We start from the raw sequence: 15,762 nt of genomic DNA on the forward strand, positions 1-15,762 counted from the left end.
GACCATCTCCTTATGGGTGTGCTCGTTTCGGCTGCTCGGCGCACCTTACGATAGCCTGAACGACTTTGCGGGCCGTTTCTTTCGCATCGTACGTTTGCAGCAGCTCCTTCCTTGCCGCTTTGGCCATTTCCTTGGCTTCGGCCCGGCGGCCTGCAACAAGCCGCATTTTCTTTTGCAAATCCTTGAGCGACGGTTCCGCCCAACAGTGCCCGTTAAACAAAGGATTTTCGTTATTCGCGATACGGGTCAGCCCCTTGATATCAACCAAATAAGCGTTGTTTGCATGCATAAAATCGGTATGCCCGCTCCAATTAGTTCCGATCACCGGCAGTTCCATCAGCATCGCTTCGAAGAACGGCCTGCCCCAGCCCTCGCCCCTTGTCGGCAGGACGAAGGCGTCGCACATCCGGTACAAGGCGGCCATCTCCTCGGGAACGAGCATATGGTCGATGACATAGACGCACGGCCGCTCGCGCTTCGGTTTGGGGTGGGCGTCGACGAACCTGGCGACGACATCCGCCTGTGCGGTCTCCCGCAGCTTGATGACCAGCGCGATATTGTCCCGTACGCTGAATTCGTTCAAAAAAGCGTTTAACAAAATATCGTAGCCCTTGCGCTTTTTCAGATCGAACACAGACAAAAATTTGAAACTTTCCGGTACGGCAAGCGGCAGCGGGGCGCCTTCGGGGGAAAATTGGCTGAAATCGAAAAAATTCGGAATCAGCCGCAGCGGAGCCTTCACCCCGGAGGAGGCGAACGTTTTTTGATTGAACGTGCTTTGCACCCAAACCTCATCAAACTTGTTCAGTTCAGGCACCCATTTTTGCGGAATGCGGTCGGTCTCGAACGTCGTGCGGGCGATATTTATGCGATAATCGGGTCTGAACCGAAGATGCGAGCCCACCCAGTTGTACAAATACACGTCGTTCGTCGGCAGCCGGGTCGTCTCGAAGGAAGCGATATACCCGATGTCTTTCGCAGGCAGAACCGAATATTTCTCGCTTTGGTCCCGAGCGGCAATTTTCACGCGAAATCCCGCCCTGTCCAAAATGCGCAGCAGCATCCGGTTTCCTTCGGCAAGCCCATGCCCGTTGTAGAAAATGCCGTCGAGCAAAATGTTGGCGCTCATCCGCCTCCCGCCTTCACGGCCGGCATCGAGCGGTATTTCTCGATCTCCTTTACGACTTTTTTCGCGACCCCGCGCATGCCGTATTTGGCCAGCAAGTCTTTACGCGCCTTTTTCCCGACAGCTTTGGCTTCCTCCTGATGCTCGAACACGTGCCTCATTTTGTTTTGCAGATCCTTCACTGACGGTTCCGCCCAGCTGTGCCCGTTGAAGTTGACGTCTTCGTTCACGATGCGGGCCATCCGCTTCACGCGAACGAGGAAGGAATTATCCGCGTTCATAAACTCGGTATGACCGCTCCAGTTCGTGCCGATCGCGGGCATCTCCATCAGCATCGCCTCAAAGAACGGTCTGCCCCAGCCCTCGCCCCGCGTAGGCAGCACAAAGGCGCTGCAGCTGCGGTACAAGGCGAGCATTTCCTCCGTCCCCAGCATTTGATCGATGATGTAAACGGGAGGGCGCAGCCGCTGATGTTTCGGATGGCGGGCGATGATCTGTTCAATCGCTCCGCTTTTGCTGCCGTCCCGAATTTTTAAGACAAGCGCCACGCGCTCCCCTCTGGAAAATTCGTTCAGGTACGCCTGCAGCAGCACGTCGTAGCCTTTGCGCTTTTTCAAATCGAATACGGATAAAAATAAATAAGATTTCGGCAAAACGCCGGCCAGCCGGGGGCCTTTGGGCGAAAACCGGTTCATGTCGAAAAAGTTGGGGATCTGGCGCAGCGGAACCGTGACGCCGGAAGAAGCGAAGGTGCGCTTGTTGAAGGAGCTCTGTACCCACACTTCGTTGAATTTGTTGAGCTCCGCAGTCCAAACGTGCGGGATGCGGTCGGCTTCAAACGTCGTGCGGGCGATGTTGACGCGGAAGTCGGGATTGTAGCGCACACTCGAGCCGACCCAGTTATATATATAAATGTCGTTCGAAGTCAGCTTCGTATTCTCAAAAGCAGAGATGTAGCCTACCTCCTCCGCAGCCAGCACTTTGTGCTTCTCGGCGCTGTCTCTGGCGAGTATGCGAATGCGGTACCCGGCTTTGTCAAGAATACGCAGCAGCATGCGGTTTCCTTCGGCCAACCCGTGCCCGTTGTAAAATTTCCCGTCCAGCAAGATGTTCACTTACGTCCACCTTCCTTCAAATCCGTTCACTGGTACTTCCGAATCTCCTCCGCCACTTTCTTCGCGATCCGGTCCATATCGTAGCTTCGCAGCAGATGTTCGCGGGCTTTGCAGCCCACCGCTTTGGCCTCCTGCCGGTGCTCGAATACATGTCTCATTTTGGCTTGCAAATCGGCGACGGAAGGCTCCGCCCAGCGATGGCCGTTGAACAGCCGGAACTCGTTGCCCTGTATGCTCTGCAGACGATCGACCCGGATCAGGTACGAATTGCTGTGGTCCATAAAATCCGTCTGCCCGCTCCAATTCGTCCCGATCACCGGCATTTCCATCAGCATCGCTTCGAAAAACGGCCTGCCCCAGCCTTCGCCCCGCGTGGGCAGCACGAAAGCGTCGCACGCCCGGTACAACCCGAGCAGTTCCTGTGTTGACAGCATCTGGTCGATGATATATACGGCCGGACGCTTTTCTACCGGCTTGGGATGCTGCTGCATGACCTTCTCCAATTTGTACACGCCGTCGCCGCTGCGTATTTTCAGGACCAGCGCCGCATCGTCGGCAGGTGAGAACTCATTGAGAAAGGCGCTCAGCAGCAGGTCGTAGCCCTTGCGGTGCTGCAGGTCAAAGACGGCCAGGAACAAATAAGATTTTGCCAAAGGAAGGGGCAGCTTCGGCACTTTCGGATCATACTGCCCGATGTCGAAAAAGTTCGGGATCAGCCTGAGCGGCACCTTGACACCGGATTCGGCGAAGGTGCGGACGTTGAACGTGCTCTGCACCCACACCTCCGCGAATTTGTTCAGCTCCGGCACCCACCCGGCCGGAATCCGGTCCGTCTCAAACGTCGTGCGGGCGATGTTCACGCGGAACTCGGGATGGTAGCGGACGGCCGATCCTACGAAATTGCAAATGTACACGTCGTTGGAAGTCAATGTGTTCGTTTCAAACGAAGAGATGTACTCCATCTCTTTTTGATCGAGGACGAGGTGCTTCTCATGGGAATCTCTGGCGGCAATCCGCACCCGGAAACCGGCCCGGTCGAGAATCCGCAGCAAGATGCGGTTTCCTTCCGCAAAGCCGTGTCCGTTATAGAAGATTCCCTCCAGCAAAATGTTCATACCAGGACACCATCCTTATTGCCGATCCGTCACAGGCGCACGAGGAGCAAGCAGTTCCCGGTTTACTGCGCGAATTTGCCGATCTCCCTGGCTACCTGCCCGGCTACTTCCCGGAGGCTGTACTTGCTCAAAAGCTCGCGGCGGGCTTTTTGGCCGAGCGCTTTGGCTTCATGCCGATGCTCGAACACATGCCTCATTTTCCGCTGCAAATCTTTCGTCGACGGCTCCGCCCAATAATGCCCGCTGTACTTGGCGGGATCGGGATGATCGGTCAAGCGCACCGGCACCAATTTCTTGACGCGAACCGGATAAGAGTTCCCCTCGTTCATATATTCCGTCTGCCCGCTCCAATTCGTACCGATAACAGGCATTTCCATCAGCATCGCTTCGAAAAACGGCCTCCCCCAGCCTTCTCCGCGCGTCGGCAGCACGAAGGCGCTGCAAGCCCGGTACAGGCTGTGCAGTTCCGGCGTCGGCAGCATCCTGTCGATGATATGGACGGCCGGGCGTTCCTTCGCCGGTTTGGGGTGGGCGCGTATGATGCTTTTCAGCTTCTCCGTGCCTTCGCGGTTTCTGACCTTGATGACCAGAGCGACGTCGTCCGCCGCCGAAAATTCGTTCAAATAACCGCGCAGCAGCACATCGTATCCTTTGCGCTCGATCAAATCGAACACCGACAAAAAGGTGTACGACCGGGACAAAGGCAGCGCCAGCTTCGGCCCCTGCGGGTCGTACGCGGAATCGTTGAAAAAATATGGAATAAACCGCATGGGAACCTTCACTCCGGAAGCGCCGAACGTCTCCAGATTGAACCTGCACTGCACCCAAACCTCGTTAAACCGGTTTAAAACCGGAACCCATGCCGCAGGCAGCCTGTCGGTCTCGAACGTTGTATGCGCGATATTTACGCGAAAATCGGGATTCGTATGAAGCGCACCGCCGGAACCGCGGAACAGAAAAATATCGTTGGACGACAGCTTCGTCCGTTCGAATGAAGAAAGGTAGCCGATTTCTTCCGGCGTCAGGGCGATCGTCCTCTCGGACTCCTTGTCCCTCGGCGCAATCCGCACGCGATAGCCGCACCCTTGCAAAATACGCAGCAAAGCCCGGTTGCCTTCGGCATACCCGCTCCCGGTATAGAAGAACCCCTTGAACAAAATATTCAGGCGCGCCCACCGTCCTTTCCAGCCTCTTTCTCCAGTATATTTATCCCTGTCTGCGCCCGTGTTGGGCGTATCCCCCTTCAGCCATCCAATTTCATCCGCTTCCGCCAAAAATCTATGTGATTGGACTGGTCTATTCGCCCCAACCCGCACAGGAACATTCGCATAACCTGTAAATAGCAGTCATCTAAAGGAGGTTATCCTATGTTTGAAGACGTGTCTGTGCTTATCCCCTACAAGTCGGACAAAGGCCCAAGAGACGCTGCATTCAAATGGTCGAAAAAATTTTACAAAAATGCGCTGCCAGGGGCGGAAATCGTCGTCGGCAAAGACAACGGCGAGCTCTTCAACCGATCCAAAGCCATAAACAGGGCGTTCAAAAAATCTACAAGAAATGTGATTGTCATAGTCGATAACGATACGATTTTCGATCCGAAGATCGTCACCAAATCGATCAAGCTGCTGCCAAAATACGGCTGGGTCGTCCCCTTTCGCAATGTGCTGAACATCTCGGAGTCTAACTCCAAAAAAATTTACGATAGCAAAGCCGACTGGCCTTTAAACGAGAAAATCAAGGATTACCGGTTCAAGGACTTTTCGCGCTGGACCGGAAAAATGAACATTATGTACCGGGAAGCTTTCAAAAAGGTCGGCGGATTCGACCAAAGGTTCGTCGGCTGGGGCGCGGAAGACACTGCTTTCGGCTTATCGATGGACGCCATATGCGGCAAACATAAAAGGCTTGACAAAGACGTGTACCACCTCTGGCATCCTTATGTAGGGACAAAAGGGAATCCGAACCATGACGCGAACATCGAGCTGCTGAAACAGTATCAGAAGGCGGCTACGAAGGAACAGATGAAAAAACTGATCGATAAACGGGGTAGATACGTTTGAAAGATATGCCACCCGATCTCGCCATTCCCAAGGAAAACAACCATATCTCGCTCCACGACTGGTTCAAACTTCACGGCCGGGCCGGACAGCGCAGTCAACTGCACACCTTTCACTTTCATCAATCCGTACCGTTCCCGCAGCCGAAGACGGTTGAAAAAAAACTGCATTGGTACTTTCGAAGGTGCGCAGCGATCTGGAAAGCGAATACGCTCTTTCCCGCTCTTTCCGTTGCCGTCATCGAAAACGGCAGACTGTACGGGGACCGGGGAGTCGTTCTGACTCCCGAGAACAAAATGATCAAGCATGTTTCGTTCAAAGATATACTTGACGGCAAAACATCGCTTCCGCCTCCCCGCTATACGAATAAGACAGTCGCCGTGCTGTCCTTCCGCTACCCGGAAAACTATTTTCACTGGATGTTCGACGTCCTGCCCCGCATCGCTTTGATACGTAAATGCAAACTGCACATCGATAAATACGTAATCAGCCCGCCGGGCCGGTTCCCCTACAAGGAAATGCTGTCCGCCCTGGGTATTCCCGAAAGCAAAGTAATCGTTGCCGGCAAAGATTTTCATATCAAAGCCAAGCGGCTCGTTGTCGCCGAAAAGTTCAGCAGATGGAAGCCTTACCAGCATGTGTATCCGCAATGGGCAAGCCGCTTTCTCAGAGAGCAGCTGTCCCCCTGCAACAAGAAGCCGCCTTCGCCCAAATACGAACGCATTTATGTAAGCCGCGCCCATGCCGGCGGACGCAGGGTTCGGAATGAGAAAGAAGTCGTCAAGCTCCTTGACAAATACGGGTTTCGCCGCATCCATCCGGAATCGATGCCGTTTGCGGAACAAATTCGCGCCTTTCAGTCGGCGCGCGCAATCGTTTCCCCGCACGGCGCTTCCCTGGCCAATCTGGTGTTCGCCAATCCGGGCACGAAGCTGATTGAAATCTTTTCCCCCAACTATGTCAGGGACTATTACCTCGGCCTCAGCAGCCATATGAAGCTCGATTACTATTATTTGATCGGTACCGGCAAACGTCCGCCCCGGGAGCACCGCTATACAAAAGCGCTATATGAAGATATCACGGTCGATCTGGAAGCTTTAAAACAGATTTTGCAAAAAGCCGACATCCCAAGGATTTAGGAGGACACGCGCATGGGAGGAAAAACGAAAGTCCCCGACGGCTATTACGAAGTTGTCGCCGACTGGATTGCCGCAGCTCAGCTCAAAAAGCGCGAACTGATCAAAAAACTGCATTTCAACGATCCCGTTGAACTTACGGAGCCTGTCGGCCTGGAGGACCCCGTCTTCTGGACAGTTCGTTTTTCCTCGTCCGACACGCTGTTCAAACAGCGAAACGGCATCGTCGATATGATCCCCAAAGGGCGCATCTGCGGCGCCAAGCCGGATATTTTGACTCCGGACGGCAAATTGGTGTGGAAGCATTCCCGCGAAAAGCAAAAGCTGCCGCAGGAGCATTCCATCTTCCAGTTGGAGCGCCTGCCCCCGCTGGAGAAAACTTCGGAGACGGTAGCCCTGCTGAGCATCGCGGACAGCGGAGTGTACTATCACTGGATGCTGGATGTGCTGCCCCGCCTGCACATGCTGGATTTATGCGGAATCAAACCCGATAAATACGTCATCAACGGAAACAAGCTGGCGCCTTTCCAGTATGAAACATTAGCGATGCTCGGCATCCCGCAAGAGCAAGTGATCGAAAGCCACGATCAGTTCCACCTCCGGGCGAAGAAGCTCGTTATCCCGCATTTTTCGAACGGCATCCGGCCCAGATGGGTTTGCGACTATTTGCGGCAAGAGCTGATGGACGAGACCAAATTGCAGGCGGGCGAGGGGCCGGAAAAAATTTTTATAAGCCGCTCCAAGGCCGGCAGACGCCATTTGCTTAACGAGGATGAAATTTTCGGATATTTGGAGCGATTCGGATTCGAGAAAATGATACTGGAGGATTTGCCTGTTGCCAGGCAGATTGAAGTTTTCGCTGCCGCCAAAGTCATCGCCGCTCCGCACGGCGCAGGACTAACGAACATATTGTTCAGCCAGCCGGGGACGAAGGTTATCGAATTTTTCGCTCCAACCCTTGTGCACAACTGCTACCCGATTTTGAGCAGCTTGATGAAGCACCGGCATTATTATGTAATCGGAAAAGGAGAGCGTCCGCCCGAGTTCGTCGATCCCCACGAGCATAAGGCGGATATTACGGTCGGCCTTAAAGACGTAAAGCGCATATTGGCGCTTGCCGGCATCAAATGACAAATATCCGGCGTGCACATTCCTCCGCAAAGGATGCATGCCGGATATTTGGCTTCAAGGCGCTGTTTCCGCTAAAAAAAGCGTTTGATATACTTATCGACGATTTTGGGCAAAGCTTTTTTGGCATATTTGATGTGGTTGTACAACTCTTCCTTTTTCCTGTCCGATAAATCCCAATCTTCAGGCATCGCATAAATAAGCTCGTGAATTTTTTCGTTTTTGATGTCCAAAATCCGGTCTCTGAAAGAGGTCAGCTGCTTCTTGTGATCCACCAGCGTATTGCACCACCGGTACACTTCCTTATTTCTTACTTTCAAAGGCAAAAACTTCCTTTCCGGATTGGTCGTCGTAATGTTAAAGCAGTTCGCTTGGTCGATCATCCAAAACGTGTATTTATCCTTACGGCCCGCCTCCGGCTTAAACAGCAAGTTTTTTATGTTGCGGTCGGAATTGCTGACCCAATGGTCGAATACGATCATGCCTGCCGCCTGATCCCGGTTGACGACCTGATCTTTGGACAAAAGCTTCGGCAAATCGCTGAATAAGACCGTATCTTTCATATATTTGCTGGCGAATTGGTTGCCCGATTTGAACTCTTTTCCCTTCAATTCCTTGTATTCTTTAATAAATTTCGAGCGGATTCGCACGATTTTGAATTCGGGAACGGGCAAGTGCAGGAGTGTAGCAAGACTGTTCACAAGGTACTCGTAAGCCACTACCCAATTGCCCTGCGGGTTATTTTTGAACTTGACCACGTATTCGCACTGATCGTTAAAGCGAATGAGCTGCGGAGAAGATCGCCCTTTGCTCATCGGTTGTATATAGGATACAGGCTTTATTCTTCCCATACGCTTTCCCCTCTTCGATCCGTTGAAGTGCCCAGCCCCTCATATGCGAATCCCCTGCCCTCCAGCTTCAGACCCCGCCAAAAGTTTCGCGTATCCAAAATGTACCGGGTGCCCTTCATGGTTCCGTATATCTGCTGCCAATCCAGCGCCATGTACGCATCCCAGTGCGTCAGCAGCACCAGCGCATCCGCGTCTGTCGCCGTTTCTTCCGGCCGCCCGCAGTAGCGGACAGGCAGATGAGCGTTCATTTCCCGGAACATCTTCATTCCCTGCGGGTCATGAACCGCCACGTTCGCCCCCTGATCCGCCAGCTTGCCGATCATGTATGCGGCTTGCGTATGGCGCGCATCGTCCGTGTTGGGCTTAAAGGTCAAGCCCAGAATGCCGATATTTTTGCCTTCCAGGGAGCCGACATGTTTGCGGATTTTATCCATGCAGTAGTCGTGCATGGCGGTATTGGCGTCTATAGCCGCCCTGATGATCGACATCTCGCTGCCGAGCTTGCGGCCGGCGGCTACAATTTCCGCCGTATCTTTCGGAAAGCAGCTCCCGCTCCAGCCGCTGGAAGCTTGCAGAAATTTATGTCCGATGCGCGAATCCAGCCCCATGCCGTGGGCGACATCCAGCACGTTCGCGCCCAACGTATCGCACAGCCTGGCGACTTCGTTAATATAGCTGATCTTCACGGCCAAAAAAGCGTTTGATACGTATTTAATCAGCTCCGCGCTTTTTGTATCGGTTTCAAAATAGACCGGAACGGGCGCACCGGCTCGATCCGCAACTGCGTCCAGCCCCTTCAGCTCCGCTTCGAAGCTCCGTTCCAGCAAAGGCGCGTACAGCGATTTCATGACCTTTTTCGCCCTGTGCGAAGCGGCGCCGACCACGATTCGGTCGGGAAAAAACACATCCTCAAGCGCATAGCCTTCCCGTAAAAACTCGGGATTGCTGACAACCGCAAAATGCCGGTTGTTTTCCAAACCGGACGCTTCTTCGATGATCGAAGCGACCAGATCCGCCGTGCCGGCCGGGACCGTCGATTTGCCCGCGATCACCGTAAATTTCGCGGCGTCCAGATGCTCCCCGACGCTCCGTGCCGCCGCCCGGATGTAGGTCAAATCCGCCGTCCCGTCTTCGCCCGCAGGCGTGCCTACGGCGATAAACACAACGTCGGCCTCGTGCACGGCGTCAAACGTCTGCGAAGCCGACAGCCTGCCGGCGTTCACCATACGCGAGATCAGCGCCGCCAGACCGGGCTCATAGATCGGACTGGCGCCGGCATTGATCGCCTTCACTTTGCGCGAATCCGTATCTATAATCGTCACCCTATGCCCCAGCACGGCCAAAGCGGTCCCGGTCACGCTCCCCACATACCCGGAACCTACGCAAACTACCTCCATTCCCGATCCCCCCACGAAAGTTACTCTGACAGCCGCTTCCGGTACTCCTCTATGGTGCGGACCAATCCCTGCCGCAAGTCCATGCGGGGTTCCCAGCCCAATATTCTCTTCGCTTTATCGATCACCGGCCGCCTCACCTTGGGATCGTCCTTGGGCAGCGGGCGGAACACGATGGCGCTTGCGGATGTAGTCATGCTTTTGACCAGCTTCGCCAGCTCCAGAATCGTAATTTCCGCAGGGTTTCCGATATTGATCAGTTCCCCGTCGGCCTGATCGGCATCCATCATCAGCTGCAGCGCCCTGACCGTATCGTCGACATAACAGAACGACCGTGTCTGCGAACCGTCGCCGTACACGGTAATATCGTGTCCTTTCAACGCCTGGGTGACAAAATTGGAAATAACCCGGCCGTCATCGTTGCGCAAGCCTGCCGAGTAAGTGTTGAAGATCCGGGCCACCTTCACTTTCACGCCGCAGCGCCGGGCGTATTCGTAGCAAAACACTTCGCCCAGCCGTTTCGCTTCATCGTAGCAAGCCCGCGGCCCCCATGTGTTCACATTGCCCCGGTAGGTTTCATCCTGGGGATGAACGTCCGGGTCGCCGTAAGCTTCGCTCGTGCTGGTGTACACAAGCTTCGCTTTGTTGCGCAGCGCCAGGTCGAGCATCCGCTGCGTGCCGATCGTATTGACGGCAATCGTCGCGAACGGATCGGCCTGGTAAAATTTCGGAGAGGCCGGGGAAGCCAGATGATAAATTTCCGCAACGTCCTTCAGCGGCTCTAGCGCGAGCACGGACTCGTCTGTGGCGTCCCGCTCTATAAATTCGAATCGGCCGGAACCGGATAACGCGCGAATACGATCGGCGGTGCCCGAAGAAAAGTTATCCAGCCCGACGACCCGGACGTTCCGGGCCAGCAGCCGCTCGGCCAGATGGAATCCCAAAAAACCGGCGGCGCCGGTGATCAAAACTTTGTTCACGTCGACTCCCCTCCCGGAACGATCCGCTTCAAATACTGCCGAAATTCCCCTTTCAGCATCTCATCCTTGCAGGCCAGCTCGACCGTCGCTTTCAAAAAACCGAGCTTATCCCCAACGTCGTACAATTTGCCGGTCAACTTGTAAGCGTACAAGGGGCGGAACTGAAGCAGCGTTTGCAGCGCGTCCGTTAGCTGAATTTCTCCGCCTACGCCAACCGGAACGTGCTCCAGAATGTCGAAAATGTCCGGCTCCAAAATGTATCGGCCCACAATAGCGGCATTGGAGGGCGGATTAACAACCGGCTTCTCCACCAAATTGTCCACCAGGTACAGCCGCTCTCCTACGAGCTCCCCGTCGACGACGCCGTACTTGCTCACTTCCGCCCACTCGACGGTATCTACCGCAATAACGGATTCCTGCCGCTCTTCGTATATTTGCATTAATTGCTGCAAACACGGAATATCGCTGTCGATAATCATGTCCCCGAGCAGCACGGCGAACGGCTCGTGGCCGATAAATTTCCGGGCGCACCAGATCGCATGGCCCAGACCGAGCGCCTGCTTTTGCCGGACGTAATGAATGTCCACCAGATTCGTAATATCATCCACCATCTTGAGCAGAGTCTGCTTGTTCTTTTCCCGCAAATTGTATTCCAGCTCGTAGTTCGTATCGAAATGATCCTCAATCGACCTTTTGCTGCGTCCGGTCACGATGATAATATCTTCAATGCCCGATTGAACCGCTTCCTCCACAATGTATTGAATGGTCGGCTTATCCACGATCGGCAGCATTTCCTTAGGCATCGCTTTCGTTGCGGGAAGAAATCTGGTACCTAGGCCAGCGGCAGGGATAATTGCTTTTTTGACCTTTTTCATCACATTTTCCCTCTTTCTATCCCATTTTCGAGCCAGTTGCATGGGCGCTAACCTTGCTCCTGAATCACCACCTGGAGTCGCGGCATTTTTGCGGCGGATACCCTGGGCACATAAACGCCGTGGTTGTTCGATGGGCCGTCCCGCCAGCTTTGGGCCAGCTGCGTGCAATCCAACGCAAACAGTTTGTCGGCGGGAAGCTTGGTTGCGTTCGACGCCGTTTTTTTGTAAAACGGATATTGGCGCACAGACGGGTTCGACGCGCTTTTGCCCGACCAGGACGAGCGAATCCGGTACACGAGCAGCTGCTTCGTAACCGCTTGAATGTGCATCACCGCTTTTTGGATCGTGCAGCCTTGGGGCAGCTCGCTTAAGTTAAACGAGAAATACGCAGCGGGCATACCGTCCTGCAAAATACGGCGATACCGGTTCGGCCGCAAGTATACCGTGCGTATACGGCCGTCGGCCTCGGCCGCAGGAACGTTCTGACCGGCATTCCCCTGCCCCTCCTCAAACGCGCCCTTCACCTCGTCGTACAAGCCGTCCTCCACAATTCCCTTGAATCTGTCCGCATATATCGATACACGATGGTTCTCCGCTACGTACTTGCGCGAATGCTGCCGCATCTGCTTGCGCAGCTCCTTATTTTTGTAAAGCCGCTGCATGGCGGTGTACAGCCGCTCCTCCAGCCGGCCGTCGTGGCGGATTTTGTATACCGCTTCATTCGGCAGCTCGGCATGGGCGTGGCGATTCGATACAATCGCCGCTTTCCCGTGAGACATGACGTCAAGCAGCGCTCCCGAGGCTCCTCCATCGGCAGTATCGGACAACTGGATGCATACGTCCGAATGGCTGAGCCGGGTCTGATACTCCCTCTTATCGGTGTCCGGCTTCAACTCCACGATTGCCGTAAGCCCCAGCCTGCGGATCAGCGCCTTCAATTCGTTCCAATATTCCGGCGTTCCGCGGCCGACAATGACGTACCGGATATTTTTGTTGCCGGCGGCGTAAAGCTTCTTCAAGCAGCGGAGAGCAGTCTCCAAATGCCTGTCTTTATCCACCGGGCCAAAGCTGGAAAACACAAAATCGCGGTGCATGATCAAGGAAATCATGACCGGCAGCTTTTGCGGCAGCCGGATCAGCCCGACGTTGCGGTATCCATGGCGGTTCAAATACGATTTCGCAAAACGGCTGTGAACGATAACGACTTTGGCTTTTTTCAAATAATCGTCCAAAACGTAAGCTCTTTTAGCGCCTTCCCCGCCTGACCATGCGCGGGTGAGCCGGTCCGTTCGCAAATCGTGAAGCACGACGATCCCCCCGGTTTGCAGCAAATACGGCACCATATAAGCGTGATAGGGAGTATTGCCAAACTGAAATACGACTTCATCGTACTGGCCCTCTTTTGTCCGAAAATCGCGGTGATGGAAAATATGATTCGTCACGGTTCCCTCAAGTTCGGGAGGCAATGAAGGCGTGTACCCTTTATCGATAAACAGATCGCAATCGTAATGCTCATGCAAGGAGGGTAAAATGAGGTTCACGTAGTCGGCAATTTCCGTTTGCAGCGGCGCTAGCGGCGCGAAAATGGCCAGTTTGCGGCGCAGCACATATTGGTACGCGTCCAGAACCTTGGACGCCGTCCCCTGCCAGTCGTAAGGATCCGTACGGTCGTAGCCTTTGCTGCGCAAACCGCTTCTCAATTCCTTATCCAACAAGCAACGGGTCAGCGCCTGCTGCAGGTCGGCGAAATTTCCCGGATGGACCCGGTAGGCGGCGTCGCCGGATGCGGAGCTGCCTGCCGCCTGATCGAAGGTCAGCACCGGCGTGCCGCATGCCATGGCGTCCAACACCTGCATGCCGCTGCCCTCGTAAAATGACGGATATATGAACAGTTCCGCTCCGTTATAGAGCTTCATCAGCGAAGAATCGCGCAAATGCCGAATCCATACGATATCGCTCAACGTATCGACCGCCGCCGCCGCATGGAGAATTGCGGCCTTCCCGGCTTCGCTCGTTTTGCCGATCATCACAAGCTGAAAGCAGCGGTCGTTCGCGGCATTCATGATGCCGAACGCTTGAACGAAAGCGGGAAGATGATGCTCATCGGGGACGTCGGCTATAGCGACCACAAACTTTTTCACGATGCCGTATTTGTCAAGCTCCGCCCGGTCGACCGGCACATGCCGAAATTGTTTGCCGGCGCTGCCGGGCACTACCTTCACCGATTGCGGTGCCGCTCCGAGCGTGCGGATCGTTTCCTCCTTCGACGCCTCCGAATGGGCGATCAGCAGATCGCAATTTTTTACAAATTCGAGCACTGCCGCATGCCTGGCGTGAATATCGTCATAAACCTGCGCCGTATCGAAAAAAATTTTCGGAAACAAATCTTGCAGAAGCACGGCCACTTTCGTCTTTCCGAACCATGCCTTGCTGAGGGGAGAATGGATCATATCGTAAGGGCAGAGGATTTGGTATATGTCGATTTGGCGCTCGGATAAAAACCGTTCCAGCTGCATTTGCAGGGGTAAAGCATCAGGCGCCCGATCCGGGTAAAAAAAGTGGCAGCGGCAGTTCGGCCTTTCCTTTCCGACCGCGCGGACGAGCCGCTTGGCAAACTGGGCGCCGGTCCGATTGCCGGACTTCGACAGCGTAAAGGACATATCGAATGCGATGTTCATACATTCACCACCTGATTGAACTTGGGACTTGTATTTTCCCAGTGTATGCGCGCATAAGAACGCCCATATAGACCACTAACCTGATGTCACGGAAATTGGGTGTCCCGGGGTTTGCCAAGCGGTGCATGCATGGAGTCCAAAACCGTTTTTATGTGCTGTTCTTCCGATTTTCGGCAAACTAACAAGCCGTTTTTCGTCTGGACGATGATCAGATCGTCAACTCCGATGGCGATCACCTTGAGATCCTCCGCATAAACGATGGAGCTGCCGGTGCGAAGCGCATGCACTTCGCCGAAAAACAGGTTTCCCTGCTCATCCGCCGGAAAAACCCGCTCCAGAGACGTCCATGAACCGACGTCGTCCCATGCGAAATCGACAGGGACCATGTATACGTTCTCCGCCTTTTCCAAAATGGCGTAATCCACGGATATTTTGGGCAGCGATGCATACACGCTTTCCGCGGAATCGCCCGAAAACCAAAGCTTATTCCACATCTCGCGCTGGTAAAGATTCATATAATAGCGAATCGTCGACGGCTTCCAAACGAATATGCCGCTGTTCCAATACGTATCCGGCTCCGCTATTAATTCGCGCGCCCGCTGCTCGCCCGGCTTTTCCACAAATTTCAATACCCGCTTGGCTTGGCCTGTCCCTGCTCCGGCTGCAGCCCGGATGTATCCGTACCCGGTCTCGGGCCGCGTAGGCACGATTCCCAATGTGACGATCGTTTTGTTGTTTTGCGCGGTGCGTTCCGCTTCCTGCAAAGCTTTCATCAGCGCTTCGTCGTCGGGAATATATTGATCGGAAGGTGCCGTTACGAGCACATCGTCCAGCCCTTGCCGCAAAAAGAAGCGCGAAGTCAGTGCGATGCACGGTCCCGTATCCCGCTGATCGGGCTCCACAATGAAGCGGCTCGGGTCGAGGTCGGGAAGCTGCTCGCGAATTAACGCTTCGTACGAGCCGGGCGCAACGATATATATATCCGCAGCATCCAAATACTTATTAAACCTGCGGTAAGTTTGCTGGAGCATGCTTTCGCGGGAGGTCAGCGCCAGAAATTGCTTCGGCCTGGTTTCAACGCTTCGCGGCCAAAAACGCAACCCCTTCCCTCCGGCCATAATCGCCACTTTCATGCAAGCTCATCTCCTTCGCAGCGTCAAAAATTCTTCCTGTATCATATTCCTGCGGCCCTTTTCCGGACGTGGACGAATAACGGGGGAAGGGAAAAATAGGTTGCTGCCGTATGCTTCGGTACGAGCGGAGACAGCAAACGGGACCGTGCGCTTCCGCACGGTCCCGTTTGCATA

13 protein-coding genes are annotated in these 15,762 nt (G+C 54.4%); 3 read left to right on the forward strand and 10 right to left on the reverse strand.

Annotated elements, in window-relative coordinates; genetic code table 11:
* Positions 1-10: 10 nt before the first annotated feature.
* From AC3G2T_RS04750 to AC3G2T_RS04765, 4 genes are all read right to left on the reverse strand, one after another.
* Positions 11-1,129: a glycosyltransferase gene (locus AC3G2T_RS04750; RefSeq protein ID WP_474680635.1), complete on the reverse strand. Its 1,119-nt coding sequence runs from the start codon at positions 1,127-1,129 to the stop codon at positions 11-13.
* Complete coding sequence (locus tag AC3G2T_RS04755; RefSeq protein WP_488434709.1) at positions 1,126-2,241, reverse strand: glycosyltransferase family 4 protein; 1,116 nt, start codon at positions 2,239-2,241, stop codon at positions 1,126-1,128. The genes AC3G2T_RS04750 and AC3G2T_RS04755 overlap by 4 nt, the downstream gene beginning before the upstream one ends.
* 26 nt (positions 2,242-2,267) lie before the next feature.
* Positions 2,268-3,356 carry a glycosyltransferase family 4 protein gene (locus tag AC3G2T_RS04760; protein WP_488434710.1) on the reverse strand — a complete coding sequence of 363 codons (1,089 nt, stop codon included), beginning with the start codon at positions 3,354-3,356 and terminating at the stop codon, positions 2,268-2,270.
* 62 nt (positions 3,357-3,418) lie between these two features.
* The gene (locus AC3G2T_RS04765; RefSeq protein WP_488434711.1) at positions 3,419-4,630 is read right to left on the reverse strand and encodes a glycosyltransferase family 4 protein; all 1,212 of its coding nucleotides are present in this window, start codon (positions 4,628-4,630) and stop codon (positions 3,419-3,421) included.
* Positions 4,631-4,723: 93 nt separating this feature from the next.
* On the opposite strand from AC3G2T_RS04765, the gene AC3G2T_RS04770 reads away from it, so the two are divergent.
* Genes AC3G2T_RS04770 through AC3G2T_RS04780 form a run of 3 tightly spaced genes read left to right on the forward strand, consistent with a single transcriptional unit; the run spans position 4,724 to position 7,680 of the window.
* On the forward strand, positions 4,724-5,416 hold the full coding sequence (locus AC3G2T_RS04770; protein ID WP_488434712.1) for a galactosyltransferase-related protein: 693 nt from the start codon (positions 4,724-4,726) through the stop codon (positions 5,414-5,416).
* A 5-nt stretch (positions 5,417-5,421) separates the two neighbouring features.
* Positions 5,422-6,552 (forward strand): glycosyltransferase family 61 protein, encoded by a 1,131-nt coding sequence (locus AC3G2T_RS04775; protein ID WP_488434736.1) that lies wholly within the window; start codon positions 5,422-5,424, stop codon positions 6,550-6,552.
* 12 nt (positions 6,553-6,564) lie between these two features.
* The gene (locus tag AC3G2T_RS04780; protein WP_488434713.1) at positions 6,565-7,680 is read left to right on the forward strand and encodes a glycosyltransferase family 61 protein; all 1,116 of its coding nucleotides are present in this window, start codon (positions 6,565-6,567) and stop codon (positions 7,678-7,680) included.
* Positions 7,681-7,751: 71 nt separating this feature from the next.
* Here AC3G2T_RS04780 and AC3G2T_RS04785 read toward each other — a convergent pair whose 3' ends face one another.
* The 6 genes from AC3G2T_RS04785 to AC3G2T_RS04810 all read right to left on the reverse strand — a co-directional run bounded on the left by AC3G2T_RS04785 (position 7,752) and on the right by AC3G2T_RS04810 (position 15,588).
* Positions 7,752-8,528, reverse strand: coding sequence for a HipA family kinase (locus tag AC3G2T_RS04785; RefSeq protein ID WP_488434714.1), 777 nt, complete (start codon positions 8,526-8,528; stop codon positions 7,752-7,754).
* Positions 8,516-9,925 (reverse strand): UDP-glucose dehydrogenase family protein, encoded by a 1,410-nt coding sequence (locus AC3G2T_RS04790; RefSeq protein ID WP_488434715.1) that lies wholly within the window; start codon positions 9,923-9,925, stop codon positions 8,516-8,518. The genes AC3G2T_RS04785 and AC3G2T_RS04790 overlap by 13 nt, the downstream gene beginning before the upstream one ends.
* Before the next feature lie 20 nt (positions 9,926-9,945).
* On the reverse strand, positions 9,946-10,902 hold the full coding sequence (locus AC3G2T_RS04795) for an NAD-dependent epimerase/dehydratase family protein (RefSeq protein WP_488434716.1): 957 nt from the start codon (positions 10,900-10,902) through the stop codon (positions 9,946-9,948).
* The gene (galU, locus tag AC3G2T_RS04800) at positions 10,899-11,777 is read right to left on the reverse strand and encodes a UTP--glucose-1-phosphate uridylyltransferase GalU (RefSeq protein ID WP_474680644.1); all 879 of its coding nucleotides are present in this window, start codon (positions 11,775-11,777) and stop codon (positions 10,899-10,901) included. Before galU ends, AC3G2T_RS04795 begins: the two co-directional genes overlap by 4 nt.
* A 47-nt stretch (positions 11,778-11,824) precedes the next feature.
* Positions 11,825-14,455, reverse strand: coding sequence for a glycosyltransferase (locus AC3G2T_RS04805; protein WP_488434717.1), 2,631 nt, complete (start codon positions 14,453-14,455; stop codon positions 11,825-11,827).
* 86 nt (positions 14,456-14,541) lie between these two features.
* Entirely contained in the window at positions 14,542-15,588 is a 1,047-nt protein-coding gene (locus AC3G2T_RS04810) for a mannose-1-phosphate guanylyltransferase (protein ID WP_488434718.1), read from the reverse strand.
* Positions 15,589-15,762: the final 174 nt, after the last annotated feature.

It is taken from the genome of Paenibacillus sp. sgz302191 (assembly GCF_057749925.1).